This is a genomic window from Hymenobacter qilianensis, from assembly GCF_014489555.1.
Lineage (GTDB): Bacteria > Bacteroidota > Bacteroidia > Cytophagales > Hymenobacteraceae > Hymenobacter > Hymenobacter qilianensis.
Map to the genome: position 1 here is coordinate 1,887,406 of NZ_CP060784.1, position 16,339 is coordinate 1,903,744.

Consider the following 16,339-nt stretch of genomic DNA (forward strand, 5'->3'; position numbering starts at 1 on the left):
GAACTAGTCTTTCTTGTCAGGAACTTCTTCTACAAGCTTGTCAGCTTCTTTGTTCTGAACAACGGCCGTGTCGCCGGGCTCACGCTTCATGTCTTCTTTGATGTCGGCAGCAGCATTGTCGGTGGCGCCTTCTATAGCGTCGCCAGCGTTTTCGGTTGCGTTAGCAGCGTCGGTGCCAGCACTTTCAGCGGTAGCTTCGGCATTCTCTTGAGTCTTCTCTGAGCAAGAAGCTAGAGCGAAAGGAGCAAATGCGGCTAAAACGAGCAGAGATTTAAAGGAAAATTTCATGGCTTAAAAGAATTAGGGTCGTGAGAGTGGATAATGGCTTCATACCGGTTACCTAGGGAAAGTAACCCGCCTTTGATCTAAATTTTCTAAAAAAGTGAATATAGACGGCGTAAAACTTACCCAAACGCGAGCAGTAAAGACGATGAATCAAGCAACCCGACTATTGGCTTAACTTTTAGGAGCCGATGCCAGTATAGCTAAGACGTTCTTTCCTGATTTGCCTCTCTGACCTATGGATTCCACCGCCCAAACCCCCCAAACGCCCCTCACGCCCACCATTCCGCTTGATGTGACCGATCAGCAGAACGCCGCGCTTCTGGATGATACGCTGAAGCTGCTCAACGGCGGTGTGCCCGACCAAGCTGATAAGCACGGGCTGGCCGAAATCGACCGTTGGATAGAAGTATTGAGCGCTTCGGAGCGCACTGGTCTGGCCAAAATACTTCAGGAGATGAAAACCCTGCGCGAGCAGCTGAACGATAGTGACACGGAGCCCCACGCCATAGCCGAAACACTGGCTACACTGGGCGCCGAAGCCAACAAAGTAGCCGATGAAAGCAACAATCACTTTACTGCTTCCCTCAATCACTTGGGTAAAGTACTGATCAAGCTGGGCTCGTCGCTGTCGCGCTAACCTCAATCGACACCAAAAAAAGCTCCCCAGACCAGTCTGGGGAGCTTTTTTGTGTTTGCGTATTGCTCACAATCAGCGACTTACTGGCCGTAATAGCGACAAAGGCAGCAAGACGCACGCCAGCACCTATTTTTGCAGCCTCTATTCCTTTCCGCCACATGCCTGCCAACACACCGCCCGACCTCACGCTTTACGATCCGTCTGCCCGAATGCAGTTTGGCGACAAGCACTGCTTTTTGTGCGGCTCGCCCACCGATCCGGCCACCAACTCAGTGCCAGTGTTTGCCGATTGGCTCCAGCAGCGTTACGGCCTAGCGGAACGGCAGATTCTGCTGCTCGACCAAAGCATCCGCTTCTACCCGGAGCTCCGGATTCCGTGCTGCACACGGTGCCGCACCCAGTACGTGGAGCCCTTGGAGGCGCAAATGGAACAAACGGCCAAGCTGGGCCTAGCCGCGTGGCAGGCGCTGCCCGAAAAAACGCTGTTTCTGTGGCTGGGCAAGATGTTTTATGGCATTCTTACCACTGAGCTGCTCACCGAGCTCGACCCGTTGGTAAAGCCACGCTACCCGCTCGCCGAAAACGCGCAGATGTTCCGTCGCTTTCAAGCGTTTTTCCAAACGTTTCAGGCCCTGCGTGTTCCCATCGAGTTTGAAGACTTCACGCCGGCCTCCATCTTTATTCTGGAAACCGCTCCGCACGAAGACACCATCGCCTTTGAGTACGACGACGACCTGACCACCATGGTGTTCAGCATCAAGCTCGATAATGTGGTATTGATGGCTTGTCTGATGGATAATGGCATTATTCGGCAAGCCATGCGCCAAGTGTACACCGACGCACAGCGTCCGCTACACCCTATTCAGGTGGCCGAATTTAAGGCCCGCGTCTACTACGCGGCCTATCTGTTCGGCGTGATTCCCGATTATTTTGTACGCCCGCATCAGCCCGGCGACCAGCACCTGACCTACGATACGCTCATCGACGATGTGACAGGGGGCATTTTTGCGCCTTGGCTAAACTCAGCCTACGCACAGTCGTTGCAGGAAATGTGGAAGCGCTGGCATATACCGTACACCGCTATTCTGAGCGATGCGGATGAGCCATTAAGCTTTCTGTATCAGCCCGATGGGAAACCCCGCGAGATGACAACTTATACCTCTGCTTCGGAATAGAAGCAGATAGTCTGGGGGGCAAATTTGGGGGCGGGCAGCTTAGCTGGCCTGCCATTGTAGCTCAGGCTTGGCCACGCGGCTGATGCGCACGTTGTCCCATTTGCCATAGAGCTTTTCGTCTTTGTGCACCAATAAATCAATGGTGCGGCGTAGGCGACGATTCATCGTGTCGTGGAGCACGTACACGCCGTCGAGCTTAGGGGAGATACCGCTAACATGCACTAAATCACCGTATTTAAACTTGCCACCGTTCTGCTTAAGCATATCCCGGGAAAGCGCTATCCAACGGTCTTTGCTTGAGTGGTTACGTTTGATGCGGGAGTTGTCGGCCGTGATTAGCGGATCAGAATCAGTTTGCCCGGGTTCGGCCCAATACACGGTGGCCGTTACTTTATAACCGGGTAAGCGACGGGGCAACACTGCAGGTACAGGTGTTGGCGAATCGAATATAATGTGCCGAGGTGTCAGGTTGGCAACAGTAGGAGTAAGCGGAAGCGGAGCGGAGGTACTTGTTTGCGGGGGGAAAAGGAGTGTTAGGATGAATAAGGCAATAGACATGACAGTTGATCTGGTGACTCTTCTACTCGCCCGAAGAGGATGGGCCGACCACATAATTTTCGCGGACGAAAAGTGTTAACCCTAACTTATAAAAAAAGGTTGCTCTGGATTTTGAGTAGTATATCAACGGCCTCTCGCAGAGGACGAAAGCGCCGTTTTTGGTAGTTAATTGATTTAAAATTGCCCTTATTTTATACGTATTAACTCAGCTCTCATTTCCCCACGAAGGCAAGCGCTTGAGCCTCAGAGCTCCTATAGGCGACTACTGCCTCATCGGTCATGTGAGTGAAGTGCGCCCGCGTCATGAACCTGACCTGTGTCAGGCCGTAAGAAAGCATCTGCCTGCTGGCATAAAAGCAGGTGGGTTTCATCTTTTTCCAGGCATTCTATCTTTCTCTCTAGCTACTATGGTTACTATTTGCCCGGCCAGCGTTTTGCGCTCGGCTACATCCCTGTGTACCGGTCTGTTATTAGTAGGAGCGGTAGTAAGCTGCTCATCGCCATCGGGTGAAAATGCCTCCCGCAGCACCGATTCCGACTCTACTGCTACCAGCCAAACCGCTGCTCCTGCCAACTCACCGCTACAAGTTGTAGCCGAGTTTCGCGAGCCCCAGATTGTTGGGGTGGCGGTAGCGCCCGATGGCCGGGTATTTGGCGTTTTTCCGCGTTGGGATAACAACCCGGTCAATCCCATTGCGGTCATCGGCACGGATGGCTCCGTAAAGCCATATCCCGATGCCAGCTGGTGCATGTGGAACGATTCCGTCCGCAACGAGCCCCAGAAGCATTGGATCTGCCCCCAGAGTGTGCACGTCGATCAGGCTGGTATGCTATGGGTGCTCGACCCCGCCGCGCCCGGCCTGAAAGCCACCGTGCCCGGTGGTCCCAAACTGGTTAAGATTGACCCGAAGACCAATAAAGTTGTTCAAAACATCAGCTTCCCGGCCTCGGTGGCGCCGCGCAAGTCTTACCTGAACGATGTACGCATTGATACCCAGCGCAACTTTGCTTACATCACCGAGTCAGGAATGGGAGCCATTGTAGTCGTGGACTTAAAAACGGGCACTTCACGCCGCCTTCTAGCTGATCATCCTTCCGTGCATCCGGAGCCGGGCCTTACTTTAAAAGCGGATGGCCATCCCATGATCGACCCAACCGGTAAGCCCATGGCCTTGCACGCCGATGGTATTGCTCTGAGTCGTAATGGTGAATACTTGTATTGGTCGCCGCTCACCAGCCACTCGCTTTACCGCATCAAAACAGAGGCGCTTCGCAATGCGGCCTTATCCTCAGCGCAGCTGGGCAGCCAGGTGGAGAAGGTCGGTACCATTCCCGCCACCGATGGCATGGAGATAGATGCTAAGGATAACGTCTATCTCACCTCTTTTGAGAACAACGCTATTATGCGCCGTACACCGGCCGGCAAGCTGGAAACGATAGCTAAAGAGCCCCGGCTTCAGTGGCCAGATACGTATGCTATCACTGCTAATGGCGATTTGTATTTCACGACCTCGGCCATTCATAAAACGCCTACTTGGAACAAAGGTGTAGGTAAGCAGGACCAGACCTACCGCATTTTCAAGACTGCTCTTCCGCAATAATTCCTGGGTTGCGTCGGTTTAACTTATTGAAGCCTTTCCTCAATTGAGGAAGGGCTTTCCTTTTATTTTGAATAGATTGGCTACATCGCAAATCGTAACGATTGCGGGTACGGAAATAAGCACTTGACTTACAGGTGTATTTGTGGAACCGAATATGGGTTTTTAGCTTTGTGATAAGCTATATACATTTGCCCTGACTCACTTAGCTCCTTTACGAATGGACGCTTACTCTTACATCGCCAATGCCCACGGCGACTACATAGACCAGCTTTACAAGACATACCAGCAAGATCCCGAATCAGTGGACTTCGGCTGGCGCAAGTTTTTTGAAGGCTTCGACTTCTCCCAGCAGTTTGCTGATGGTGATGGCCAAGCAGGCCAGCCCACCGGTTCAGGGGTGTTAGCTACACCTGCTTCTACGAATGAGGCAGAAGCAGTGCGCGCTGTGGACACAGTAGCCGCCGATAAGGAAACGCAGGTTCGCAACCTTATTCATGCTTTTCGCAGCAGGGGGCATTTACGAGCCCGAACCAACCCCGTGCGGGAGCGCAAAGACCGCAAAGCGCGTCTCGACATCGCTGATTTTGGCTTAACGGAAGCCGACCTCGACACACCCTTCAAGAATGGGGAATTGTTGGGTTTGGGCACCAGCGCCAAACTGCGCGACATCGTAGCGGCGCTGGAAAAGATTTATACCCGCACCATCGGCTTTGAGTACATGTACATCCGGGACCCCCAGATTCTGGACTGGTTCCGGGATAAAGTGGAAAAGGACTCATTGAGTTTCAACCCCGGCGTTGAGTACAAAAAGCGTATTCTGCGGAAGTTGAACGAGGCAGTTGTGTTCGAGAACTTTCTGCATACCAAGTTTTTAGGGCAGAAGCGCTTCTCTTTGGAAGGTGGCGAAACCACTATTCCCGCTTTGGATGCCATCATCAACAAAGCCGCCGATTTGGGTGTACGCGAAGTGATGATTGGTATGGCCCACCGCGGCCGTCTGAACGTGCTGGCCAACATCATGGGCAAGACCTACGAGCAGATTTTCTCGGAGTTTGAGGGTACCGCCGTGCCTGACCTGACTATGGGTGACGGCGACGTGAAGTACCATATGGGCTACTCTTCGGAAGTTGACACCGAAGCCGGGCATAAAGTAAATCTGAAATTGGCCCCCAATCCTTCTCACCTGGAGGCAGTTAACCCGGTGGTAGAAGGCTTTGTGCGCGCCAAAATTGAGCACCAGTACAACGACGATTACCACCAGATTCTGCCTATTCTGATTCACGGCGACGCCGCTTTAGCCGGCCAGGGTATTGGCTACGAGCTGACGCAGATGTCGCTGCTGGAAGGCTACAAAACGGGTGGTACTATTCACTTTGTCATCAACAATCAGGTTGGTTTTACCACCGACTTCGAAGATGCCCGCTCCAGTATCTACAGCACTGATCTGGCTAAGATTATTGATGCGCCGGTGCTGCACGTAAATGGTGATGATCCTGAGGCTGTGGTATTTGCCGTGCGCCTGGCTACTGAGTACCGTCAGCAGTTTCACGCCGATATCTTCATTGATATGGTGTGCTATCGTCGCCACGGCCACAACGAGTCGGACGAGCCTAAGTTCACCCAGCCGACGCTCTACAATATCATCTCGAAGCACCCAAATCCGCGCGAGGTGTATAACACCATGCTCGTGCAGCGCGGTGATGTAGATGCGGAGCTAGCCAACCAGATGGACCGCGAGTTCCGCGAGATGCTGCAGGCTCGTTTGGATATGGTAAAGCAGAAGCCGCTGCCGTATAACTATCAGGCTCTCGAAAATGAATGGCGCACCCTGCGCCGGGCCAAAAACGAAGACTTTGAGCAGTCGCCCGAGACGGGCATCAGTGAGGAGGCCATTGCCAAAGTTGGCAAAGCGCTAACTACGCTGCCCGAAGGATTCCGCCCCCTGAAGCAGATTGAGAAGCTCACGGAGGAACGCCGCAAGATGTTCTTCGAAACGCGCATTCTCAACTGGGCCGCCGCCGAGCTGCTGGCCTATGGCTCCTTATTGCAGGAGCAGCACATTGTGCGTGTAAGCGGACAAGATTGCCAGCGCGGTACCTTCTCGCACCGCCATGCCGTATTGCACGACGCGGAGACTTCGGCACCCTATAACTCGTTGAATCACATCGGGGAAGGACAGGAGAAGCTGCGGATTTATAACTCCTTGCTGAGTGAGTATGCCGTGTTGGGCTTTGAATTTGGCTACGCCATGGCCAACCCCACCGCTCTGGTGGTTTGGGAAGCGCAGTTCGGTGATTTCGCCAACGGCGCCCAGACCATGATCGACCAATTCATTGTGTCGTCGGAGAGCAAGTGGCAGCGGATGAACGGAGTGGTGATGCTGTTGCCCCACGGCTACGAAGGCCAGGGCCCGGAGCACTCCAACGCTCGCCCTGAGCGTTTCCTGCAGCTTGCTGCCGAGAATAACATCGTGGTAGCCAACATTACCACACCAGCCAACTTCTTCCACGCCCTGCGTCGGCAGTTGACGTGGAGCTTCCGCAAGCCGCTGGTAGTAATGTCGCCCAAGTCGATGCTGCGCCATCCGCTGTGCGTGTCGCCGGTGGAAGAGTTTACGGGGGGCAATTTCCGCGAAGTTCTTGGTGATGTGTACGCCGATGCCAAAAAGGTAAAGCGGGTGTTGCTGTGCTCAGGCAAAGTGTACTTCGACTTGCTGGAAGAGCAGCAAAAGTCTCAGCATAAGGATGTGGCTATCGTGCGTTTGGAGCAGCTGCATCCTTTCCCCCAAAAGCAGCTGAGCGTAGAGCTGGCCAAGTACCCGAAGGCCAAAATATATTGGGTTCAGGAAGAGCCCGAGAACATGGGCTATTGGAACTACCTGCTCCGCTTCATGCGCCGCGAGCTGGAAGACGTGATTGCCCGCAAGCCGTCGGCTTCGCCGGCTACCGGCTATAATAAGGTGCACGTGAAGGAGCAGAAGGACATTGTGGCCCGCGCTTTCGGCATTGCATCTGCCGAGGTAGACGCCGAAAATATCAAAGGCACCGTAGAAGTAGCAAAGAAGCAGGACTAGCTGAGTGCGCGAACCGGCTGTTCGCGCACTCACAGGTTCGTTGAAAAAGCCCCCAGCTCTATATTTTCAGCATAATTCGCTTTTTTGTTTCATCAGTAATTGTGGCAGCCAGTACGCCTGCCGCCTAAACTATCACCCTCCGAAACTCTTCAACCGTTCCACCTATGGGTCTGGAAATTAAAATCCCCGCCGTCGGCGAATCTATCACCGAAGTGACCATTGCCAAATGGCTCAAAAGCGACGGCGCGGCCGTGAAGCGCGACGAAGTAATTGCCGAGCTGGAATCGGATAAGGCGACCTTTGAGCTGCCTGCCGAGGCAGATGGCACGCTGCAGATTCTGGTGGCCGAAGGCGAAACGATTGGTATCGGCACCGTCATTGCCAATATCGGCGGCGAGGGCAATGGCGCTGCCCCGGCCGCTGGAGGCGCAGCACCGGCCAAAGATGCCACGCTGGCCCAGCCTCAGGCTGACCCCGTAGCGCCCGGCCAAAAGGAGTCGGGCAGCAATGGCAGCCAAGGCGCGTCGGCTGAAAAAGCTCCCCAGTCCGCAAAAGATCCGATTACTCAGGGTGAGCAAAATCCGCAGGCCAGTGACCAATCAGGTTACGGTGGTTCGACCGCTGGCTCAGCCGATAAGCCTACTGCGCCTGCCACGGGCGGCAGCGCCCCAGCTACTGGCGGTGGCGAGGTGAAAGAAATGAAGATTCCGGCCGTAGGCGAGTCTATCACGGAGGTAACGGTAGCTAAGTGGCTGAAAGCCGACGGCGCCCAAGTAGAGCGCGACGAGGTAATTGCTGAGTTGGAGTCAGATAAGGCGACATTTGAGCTGCCCGCCGAGGCCGCTGGCACGTTGCGCCACGCAGCCCAGGAAGGTCAGACGATTGCCATCGGGACGGTAATTGCCCGCATTGAGGGTGGTAGCGGTGCCGCTGCGGGAGCAGCTCCGGCTGCACCGGCACCAGCCGCTGCTCAGGGGACAAGTTCGACGTCGGCTCAGCCTGCCACCGCTGCCGCTTCGGGTAGCGCTACGTACGCCACGGGCACTCCTTCGCCGGCTGCCGGCAAAATCCTCGGTGAGAAAGGTATTGCCGCTACTGACGTACAAGGCACCGGCCGTGACGGCCGTATCACCAAAGAAGACGCGCAAAACGCCCAGGCACGCCCAGCTGCACCAGCTCCAACTCCGGCTGCTGCACCGGCAAGCAGTGCGCAGCCAGCGGCTCCTGCCGGCGCTCAACCAGCCGGTGAGCGTGTCCAGCGGCGCGAGCGGATGAGCAACCTGCGCAAGACCGTGGCTCGCCGCTTGGTGGCCGTGAAAAATGAGACGGCGATGCTTACCACTTTCAACGAGGTGGATATGCAGCCTATCATGGACCTGCGTACCAAGTACAAAGACAAATTCAAGGAGAAGCATCAGGTTGGCTTGGGCTTTATGTCCTTCTTCACAAAGGCCTGCTGCGTAGCCCTGAAGGAATTCCCCTCCGTAAATGCTCAGATCGACGGAACCGATATCGTATTCAATGACTTCTGCGACGTGAGCATCGCGGTATCAGCGCCGAAGGGCTTGGTAGTACCGGTGATTCGCAACGCGGAGCAGCTGTCTTTCGAAGGCATTGAGAAAGAGGTAGTTCGCTTGGCTGTGAAAGCCCGCGATAATAAGCTCACCATCGAGGAAATGACCGGCGGCACGTTTACCATCACTAACGGCGGTGTTTTCGGCTCTATGATGAGTACGCCCATCATAAATGCCCCCCAGTCGGCTATTCTGGGGATGCACAACATTGTGCAGCGCCCCATAGCCGTGAACGGGCAAGTCGTGATTCGCCCCATGATGTACCTGGCTCTGAGTTACGACCACCGCATCATCGATGGTCGCGAGTCGGTGTCGTTCTTGGTGCGCGTGAAAGAATTGCTGGAAGATCCAACGCGCTTGCTGCTAGGAGTGTAGCGCTTTAGAATGGACGCAAAAAAAGCCCCCCAGCTACCATAGCTGGGGGCTTTTTTATGACGTAAGCTACGCGGATCTGGCTGTGGATAGGGGGCGGAAAGCTACTCGGCAGAAAGGGCTATGCTTCGGGCTTTCACCTTAGCTTCCTCAGCCTTATCACCTGCAAAATTTTCTTCCACCGCCTTGCTGAATAAGCCAATCCACTGGCGCTGGTATTGACTGCGGGCTGGCATAGCTAATTGTTGAGGAATGGGCTGACCAGTGCTATTGGTGCGGCCAAACAGAGTGCTGCTCCAATAGTCATACAGCGAGGTAAGATGGTTGGGCCAATGCACTGCGGCCACCGCGCTAAAGATGGGCGAGAGCAGCGCATCCTGGTTTACCTTCTGGCAGAAGCAATCTACCAAAACCTTGATGTCACCTTCGGTACGGATGTCGGGAAGAGCAGTTGGCATAAGTAGCTAAATAGCGGTAGAGTGATACATACGACAAGATTCCGACACCGTTGCTCCGCTATGTTAAGCGTGGCGAGTGCCCATAGTAAACATACACAATCTGAGATTATTAATTCAATTTAATGTTAAATAAATTATACTGTTGAGTCTGAAAAGGGAATTTGCACAGCGCAGCAAATACTTCATTAGCTTATCTTTTTGATTCAAGCTCAACGGCTTCACTTTCAACTGTTTTAGGCTGCGTTTTCCGGCCGCCCAGCACTACCAGCATCACCGCTATTACAATCAGCGCCGCGCCGCCCAGCATGCTTATATTGAGCGATTCGCCCGCGAAGGCCCAGCCCAGAAGCACAGCCACCACCGGATTGACGAAGGCGTATGTGCCCGCCAGGGCCGGCTCTACTACCCGCAGTAGCCAGATATAAGCGGTAAAGCCCACAATAGAGCCAAAGCTGACCAGGTAAGCATACGCCCACCACGATTTCGTCGTGACCTGCGCCAGCTCAAACCCATTGGCTTCGCCGCGCAGCAGGCCCACCACCAGCATCACCAGACCACCACAAATCATCTGCATGCCGCCGGCCACAAAAGGAGAAGCCGCCGCCTGCTTTTTCTTGGAATAAAGCGACCCGATGGCCCACACCAAAGCTGCCGTCAGCACCATGGTAATGCCGGTTCCCTGCCGCCCGGGCAAGGCCACGTGAGAGGCTCCCGGATGGCTGGCCAACAGATAAACGCCCCCCAGTCCGAACACCAGCCCCAGTGCCACCAGCGCCGTCGGGCGTTGTGATACGCCGCTCATCCAGCCAAGCACCGCCAGAAACATGGGCACCGTGGCTACCAGCAGCGAGGCCATACCAGTAGGAATATACTGCTCGCCCAAAGTCACGCCGCCGTTGCCGAAGCCCAGCAAACAGACTCCAATAATGAACGCCGTAATCCAGCCCTGCGCACTTGGGCGCGGGGCTCCGCGCAGGCGCATAAATCCGTACAGCAGCACGCCTGCCAGCGCGTAGCGCGTACCGGCCATCAGCAAAGGCGGAATGGAATCGATGGCGAAGCGGATGCCCAGATACGTGGAGCCCCAGATGATATATACCGCTGCAAAAGCGAGCACCAAAGCCAGGCGGGTAGGGGAGGTAGCAGAAGTTGACATGAAGCGAAGCGAGAATGAGGCTGCAAACCTACGGCGGTTTTGGCGGGGCTGCTAGCTGCGCTCTACTACGAAGCTCCCGGCTTGCCGCGTTTCGGTCAGGTTGGCGTTCTTTGCCATGTACTCCCATTACTTCTCTGCTGTGCGTTCTACCTTTCTGCTTTTTCTGGCGGCCCTGCTAAGCTGCTCCCTCGGGGCCTCGGCCCAACTGCTGCAACCCAAGCCCGCCTTTACCCGCGCCGACTCCCTGCGCGGCGCGCTCACGCCGCTCCGCACCTGTTACGACATCAACTATTACCACCTCGATGTAAAGCTGGATGTAGCCAATAAATCTATCAGCGGCTCCAACCTCTTTCACTTCACGGCCACCCAGGATTTCACCCGTCTGCAGTTTGATCTGTTTGCCAATCTGAAGGTGGAGAAAGTGGAATACCAAGGCAAGCCGGTCCCATACACGCGAGAGGCTAATGCCGTGTTCGTCACGTTTCCGGCGCCTATTCAGAAGGGTAGTCGGGCCGAGTTTCGGGTTTACTATTCCGGTCAGCCTACGGTGGCCAAAAATGCCCCCTGGGATGGCGGCTTCGTGTTCACGCAGGATGGCAAGGGCAAGCCGTGGGTGGCTACCGCCTGCCAGGGCGTGGGCGCCAGCATCTGGTGGCCCACTAAAGATCATCAGGCCGATGAGGTAGACAGCATGCTCATCAGCGTAACGGTGCCCAAAGGCCTCAAGGACATCTCGAACGGCCGCTTGCGCAAAACCACTAAACTTAAAGGCGGCGCTACCCGCTTCGACTGGTTTGTGAACAACCCGATCAACAACTACGACGTGGCCCTCAACGTGGCCGACTATACCCACTTCGCGGACGAATACACCGGCGAAAAAGGCAAGCTGACGCTTGACTACTGGGTGCTGCCCGAAAACCTGGCTAAAGCCAAAACGCAGTTTGCGGCCAATGTGAAGCCCATGCTCAAGGCAATGGAAAACTGGTTTGGGCCTTATCCATTTTATGAGGATGGTTTCAAGCTGATAGAAACACCTCACCTGGGCATGGAGCACCAGAGCGCCGTGGCCTACGGCAACAAGTACCAGAACGGCTACCTCGGCGCCGACCGCTCGGCCACGGGCTGGGGCCTGAAGTGGGACTTTATCATCATACACGAAAGCGGCCACGAGTGGTTTGGCAACAACATCACCAGCAAGGACATAGCCGACATGTGGATTCACGAAAGCTTCACTACGTACTCCGAAGCCTTGTTTGTGGAAAGCCAGTTTGGCAAGCTAGCCGCCCAACAGTACATCCATGGGCAGCGCCGCAACATTCGTAACGACAAACCCATCATCGGACCTTACGAGGTAAACCGGGAAGGCTCATCGGATATGTATGATAAGGGCAGCAACCTGCTCAATATGATACGCACGGCCTATGTCCCCGATGACGCAAAGTGGCGTGAGCTGCTCCGGGGCCTGTCCAGCACTTTCTACCACCAAACCGTCACTACCGACCAAATCATTGCTTACTTCAATAAGCAAACCGGCCAGGACCTCACCCCTGTTTTCGACCAATACCTACGTCACTCAGCCCTGCCTACGCTGGAAGTTCGCTTCGTGGAAGGCAAATCTGAAGCCCGCTGGATAGCGAATGTGCCCGGCTTTGCCCTCCCGATTCGGGTGCGCCAAAAAGGCGGCGAGTATAGCACACTGCCTCTCACTACTTCCTTTCAACCCTTGAGCTTGCCGGGTCTTACCAAAGACAATCTGGAGGTAGACACGGAGAACTACTACATCGGCGTGCTGGTGGAGTAAGAGGTGAACTTGTGAAGTGGTGAAATTGTGAGTTTGACGTTCTGCTATTTTTTACGTCTGTCATGCAGAGCGGCCGCGAAGCATCTCGCTCGCTTCGTTGATTAGTATTGCAACGTCAGCGAGCGAGATGCTTCGCGGCCGCTCTGCATGACGTTCTACGTCATAAAACTCACCCCTTCACAATTTCACTTTTCACAAATTCGCCTTGCGTACCTTCGTGGCCGTTGATTTCCATTGAATTCACCTGCTGAATATGAACCAATACGACGTTACCGTTATCGGCTCGGGGCCGGGCGGTTATGTGGCGGCCATCCGCTGCGCCCAGCTCGGTCTCAAAACCGCTATCATTGAGAAATACCCTACGCTGGGCGGCACCTGCCTCAATGTGGGCTGCATTCCCAGCAAGGCCCTGCTCGACAGCACCGAGCACTACCACAATGCCCACACCACCTTCAAGGAGCATGGTATTGAGCTGAGTGATTTGCAGGTGAATATGAATCAGATGATTGACCGTAAAAACGGTGTGGTGAAAGCCAACGTGGACGGCATTCAGTACCTGATGAAGAAAAACAAGATCGACGTGATTCAGGGCCTCGGCTCTTTCGTCGATAAGACCCATATCAAAATCACGCCTACCGGCGAAGGCGAAGAGCAGCAGATTGAGACCAAAAACGTCATCATCGCGACGGGCTCCAAGCCCACCGTGCTGCCCTTTATTCAGCAGGACAAGCAACGCATCATCACCAGCACCGAGGCCCTGAACATTCGGGAGGTGCCGAAGCACATGGTGGTAATCGGCGGCGGCGTTATCGGGCTGGAAATGGCTTCCGTGTACGCTCGCCTCGGCGCCAAGGTGTCGGTGGTGGAGTTCATGGACGCCATCATCCCCACCATGGACCGCGCCCTGGGCAAGGAGCTGAAGCGCGTGCTGGGCAAAATCGGCATCGAGTTCTTCTTCAGCCACAAAGTAACCGGCGCCACCCGCGAGGGCGACACCGTGACCGTGACCGCCACCAACCCCAAGGGCGAGGAAGTGAAGTTTGAGGGCGACTACTGCCTCGTAGCCGTGGGCCGTTCGGCCTACACCCAGGGCCTGAACCTGGAAGCGGCCGGCATTGAGCTGGAAGAGCGCGGCCGCATCAAGGTCGATGAGCACCTGCAAACCAACGTGGGGGGCATTTATGCCATCGGCGACGTGGTGCGGGGGGCAATGTTGGCTCACAAGGCCGAAGAAGAAGGCGTATTCGTGGCCGAAACCATTGCCGGCCAGAAGCCCCACGTCAACTACCTGCTCATCCCCGGCGTGGTGTACACCTGGCCCGAAGTGGCGGGAGTGGGCTACACCGAAGAGCAGCTCAAGGAAACCGGCCGCGCCTACAAAACCGGCTCCTTCCCCTTCCGCGCCTCTGGCCGCGCCCGCGCCTCCATGGACCTCGACGGCTTCGTGAAAGTGCTGGCCGACAAGGAAACCGACGAAATCCTGGGTGTGCACATGATCGGCCCGCGCATCGCCGACCTCATCGCCGAAGCCGTCACCGCCATGGAGTTCCGCGCCTCCGCCGAGGACGTAGCCCGCATGAGCCACGCCCACCCGACGTATGCGGAAGCTATGAAGGAAGCGTGCTTAGCCGCCACGGAGAATCGGGCGATTCATATGTAGTTCTGCTGTAAAATAGAAACGTAAAAGAGGCCGTAGCTCCTAGAGCTACGGCCTCTTTTATTTGTGCGTAATTTAAATTCCGAAAAGTTTATTATTCTGAGATAAGGAAAGAATTTTATAATCTTCAGGGTTCAAATCAGGAGGAAGTTTGTCCCTTAGCACTGGTACAATAAATTGTATATTTGATTTGCTAACAACATCTGCAATTAGCGTAAGTTGATTATCATGAATATTCTCAATTTGGTCATGTAGAATAAAGTGAACACAAGGTATATCGTTCTCATCACAGAACTGAATATAGGCTATGTCAAACGCAGCGATTTGTCCCTTTTTTTTGCCTGTCCCAAGCCCTCCTACAGAACCAATTTTAAGTTCATAAGCTCTCTCTGTTTTATTTTGACTTAAAATAAACTGTTCTCCGTAAAGCTTTTCCGATACTTTGGAGAAGAACTTATTAAATTCAATAATGCTTTTTTCTAAGTCTATTTCAAAAGAGGCGATGCCGTTATTTATGTTTATTAGGCTTTTCTCTATTTCTTCAAGTTTTTCTGTTGATTCATTCCACTGTCTAAGCTGTTCTTCATATCTGCCTTTCTGCTCATATTTTTTATTGAGTGATTGAATTATGTTTTCCAATTCCTCAATCGCTCCAAGTTTGATGAGTTTTTGTGAAATAGATCTTTCACTATTAACGTTGACTTGTATAAGCTGATTAGTATTAACTATATCTTGTTCTAATTTGGGAATTTCTGAACTTATAAATTTTACTTTTTCCTGTAACATTTTATTGTGAAACTCTAGCATCTCTTCAAAAGTAGCCTGCATCTTAGGAATGAATGCATTGGCTGCTTTATATAACTCCTCAAGTTGCTTTGTGTTAATATTTGCGTATTCTTTTTCAATCTCATCTTTTGCTTCAAGAATAATATCTCTTCTAAGGGCTAATCTTGCTAACTCAGTTGATAGTTTATTTATTTCCGCCTTGATGATATTAAGTCTGTTTAGATCTTCTTGATAATCATCATTGACGCTGAAATTGTCTTTTAGTAAATTGAGTTCTTGTATATCTCTATTGATAACAGACAATGCCTGAATTATCTGTGAATGTGATGTTTCCTTTCTTAGTTTTTTTAGTATGGCTTCTTCAGTAGATTTTTGATACTGTAGCTTCTGTTTTTTGTTAGCGGTATTAGTATCAATTCCAAGCCAAAAAAGGTATAATGCTTCGTATTCTTCTGCTTTTGTAGTTATATGAAGTACTTTTATAGTATTATCTAATCTGCTTTTTTCGTAACGTATATTCTTAGCAATTATCTGACGAAAGGTAGGCTTGTCAGAACTGGAATGAAATACAAGTGACTTGAGTTTCTCTAAAAAATCTTTGTCATTATAGCTTTCATTGTTGATTTCCTGTATTTTTTCAGAGCGTTTTAAGAAATTTCTTCTGATAATTATTTCAGCACTATCTTGTTTGGTTAAATCATCTTTAAGAATTAAAGTAATTATAATATTATTGTCTTTTAAGAAGTTTTCAACATCGACATTACTCTTCTCTTTAAATTCTGAGTCGTTATAAATGTTCTTTCCGTCACCACCAAGACAAAAGTCAATTAACTTCAAAACAGTTGTTTTGCCGACATTATTTCCGGATTGCTGGAGCGCATCGGTAGGAGTTTCGTCAATAATAAGATTGAGTCCTTTGTGAAAAAGGACTTCCCTTACTACTTTGGCCTCATTCTCAATTTTGAGATTTTTTAAAAACATTTCTTTATCAAGCCAAACTTGTCCAGTTTAATTAACCCTAATATAAATAACCAATCTAAGGTAAGTACGAACGATTGCAATGATATTTCGCTTTCTTCTCTCGATTTTGTAAATAAATCAAGAAAGTCTATCTCCCCTTCTTTCACTTCTTCTAATTTGTTGCACACTATAGCTCCGTAAAAATAAATGCTATTCTTGGGATTTGTGTCTTTAGGTAGAAGCATC

General features: G+C 52.5%; 13 protein-coding genes. 7 read left to right on the plus strand and 6 right to left on the minus strand.

The genetic code is table 11. From position 1 onward, the window contains the following. Positions 1-3: 3 nt before the first annotated feature. Positions 4-288: a hypothetical protein gene (locus H9L05_RS08740; protein WP_187733830.1), complete on the minus strand. Its 285-nt coding sequence runs from the start codon at positions 286-288 to the stop codon at positions 4-6. 232 nt (positions 289-520) lie between these two features. On the opposite strand from H9L05_RS08740, the gene H9L05_RS08745 reads away from it, so the two are divergent. Together H9L05_RS08745 and H9L05_RS08750 are read left to right on the plus strand one after the other, a co-directional pair. After that, entirely contained in the window at positions 521-922 is a 402-nt protein-coding gene (locus tag H9L05_RS08745) for a hypothetical protein (protein WP_187733831.1), read from the plus strand. 158 nt (positions 923-1,080) lie between these two features. Next, positions 1,081-2,097: a hypothetical protein gene (locus tag H9L05_RS08750; RefSeq protein ID WP_223284825.1), complete on the plus strand. Its 1,017-nt coding sequence runs from the start codon at positions 1,081-1,083 to the stop codon at positions 2,095-2,097. 39 nt (positions 2,098-2,136) lie between these two features. Here H9L05_RS08750 and H9L05_RS08755 read toward each other — a convergent pair whose 3' ends face one another. Beyond that, positions 2,137-2,514, minus strand: a complete 378-nt coding sequence (locus tag H9L05_RS08755; RefSeq protein ID WP_187733832.1) for an RlpA-like double-psi beta-barrel domain-containing protein — start codon at positions 2,512-2,514, stop codon at positions 2,137-2,139. Between the two features lie 548 nt (positions 2,515-3,062). Between H9L05_RS08755 and H9L05_RS08760 the strand changes: the two genes are divergently transcribed. The 3 genes from H9L05_RS08760 to odhB all read left to right on the plus strand — a co-directional run bounded on the left by H9L05_RS08760 (position 3,063) and on the right by odhB (position 9,278). Beyond that, complete coding sequence (locus H9L05_RS08760; protein WP_187733833.1) at positions 3,063-4,256, plus strand: L-dopachrome tautomerase-related protein; 1,194 nt, start codon at positions 3,063-3,065, stop codon at positions 4,254-4,256. Between the two features lie 217 nt (positions 4,257-4,473). Beyond that, positions 4,474-7,329 carry a 2-oxoglutarate dehydrogenase E1 component gene (locus tag H9L05_RS08765; RefSeq protein WP_187733834.1) on the plus strand — a complete coding sequence of 952 codons (2,856 nt, stop codon included), beginning with the start codon at positions 4,474-4,476 and terminating at the stop codon, positions 7,327-7,329. Positions 7,330-7,493: 164 nt separating this feature from the next. Further along, positions 7,494-9,278: a 2-oxoglutarate dehydrogenase complex dihydrolipoyllysine-residue succinyltransferase gene (gene odhB, locus H9L05_RS08770; protein WP_187733835.1), complete on the plus strand. Its 1,785-nt coding sequence runs from the start codon at positions 7,494-7,496 to the stop codon at positions 9,276-9,278. Positions 9,279-9,379: 101 nt separating this feature from the next. Here odhB and H9L05_RS08775 read toward each other — a convergent pair whose 3' ends face one another. Then, complete coding sequence (locus tag H9L05_RS08775; RefSeq protein ID WP_187733836.1) at positions 9,380-9,733, minus strand: group III truncated hemoglobin; 354 nt, start codon at positions 9,731-9,733, stop codon at positions 9,380-9,382. A gap of 190 nt (positions 9,734-9,923) precedes the next feature. After that, on the minus strand, positions 9,924-10,889 hold the full coding sequence (locus H9L05_RS08780; RefSeq protein ID WP_187733837.1) for an EamA family transporter: 966 nt from the start codon (positions 10,887-10,889) through the stop codon (positions 9,924-9,926). A 139-nt stretch (positions 10,890-11,028) separates the two neighbouring features. Here H9L05_RS08780 and H9L05_RS08785 point away from each other — a divergent pair, with 139 nt between their 5' ends. Together H9L05_RS08785 and lpdA are read left to right on the plus strand one after the other, a co-directional pair. Further along, positions 11,029-12,690: a M1 family metallopeptidase gene (locus tag H9L05_RS08785; protein ID WP_223284826.1), complete on the plus strand. Its 1,662-nt coding sequence runs from the start codon at positions 11,029-11,031 to the stop codon at positions 12,688-12,690. Between the two features lie 253 nt (positions 12,691-12,943). After that, positions 12,944-14,350 carry a dihydrolipoyl dehydrogenase gene (gene lpdA / locus H9L05_RS08790; RefSeq protein ID WP_187733839.1) on the plus strand — a complete coding sequence of 469 codons (1,407 nt, stop codon included), beginning with the start codon at positions 12,944-12,946 and terminating at the stop codon, positions 14,348-14,350. A 72-nt stretch (positions 14,351-14,422) separates the two neighbouring features. Here the strand turns inward: lpdA and H9L05_RS08795 are convergent, their stop codons facing one another. Together H9L05_RS08795 and H9L05_RS26825 are read right to left on the minus strand one after the other, a co-directional pair. Further along, positions 14,423-16,114 (minus strand): DUF2326 domain-containing protein, encoded by a 1,692-nt coding sequence (locus H9L05_RS08795; protein WP_187733840.1) that lies wholly within the window; start codon positions 16,112-16,114, stop codon positions 14,423-14,425. After that, positions 16,105-16,338, minus strand: coding sequence for an ABC-three component system middle component 6 (locus H9L05_RS26825; protein ID WP_373285333.1), 234 nt, complete (start codon positions 16,336-16,338; stop codon positions 16,105-16,107). The genes H9L05_RS08795 and H9L05_RS26825 overlap by 10 nt, the downstream gene beginning before the upstream one ends. Position 16,339 lies beyond the last annotated feature (1 nt).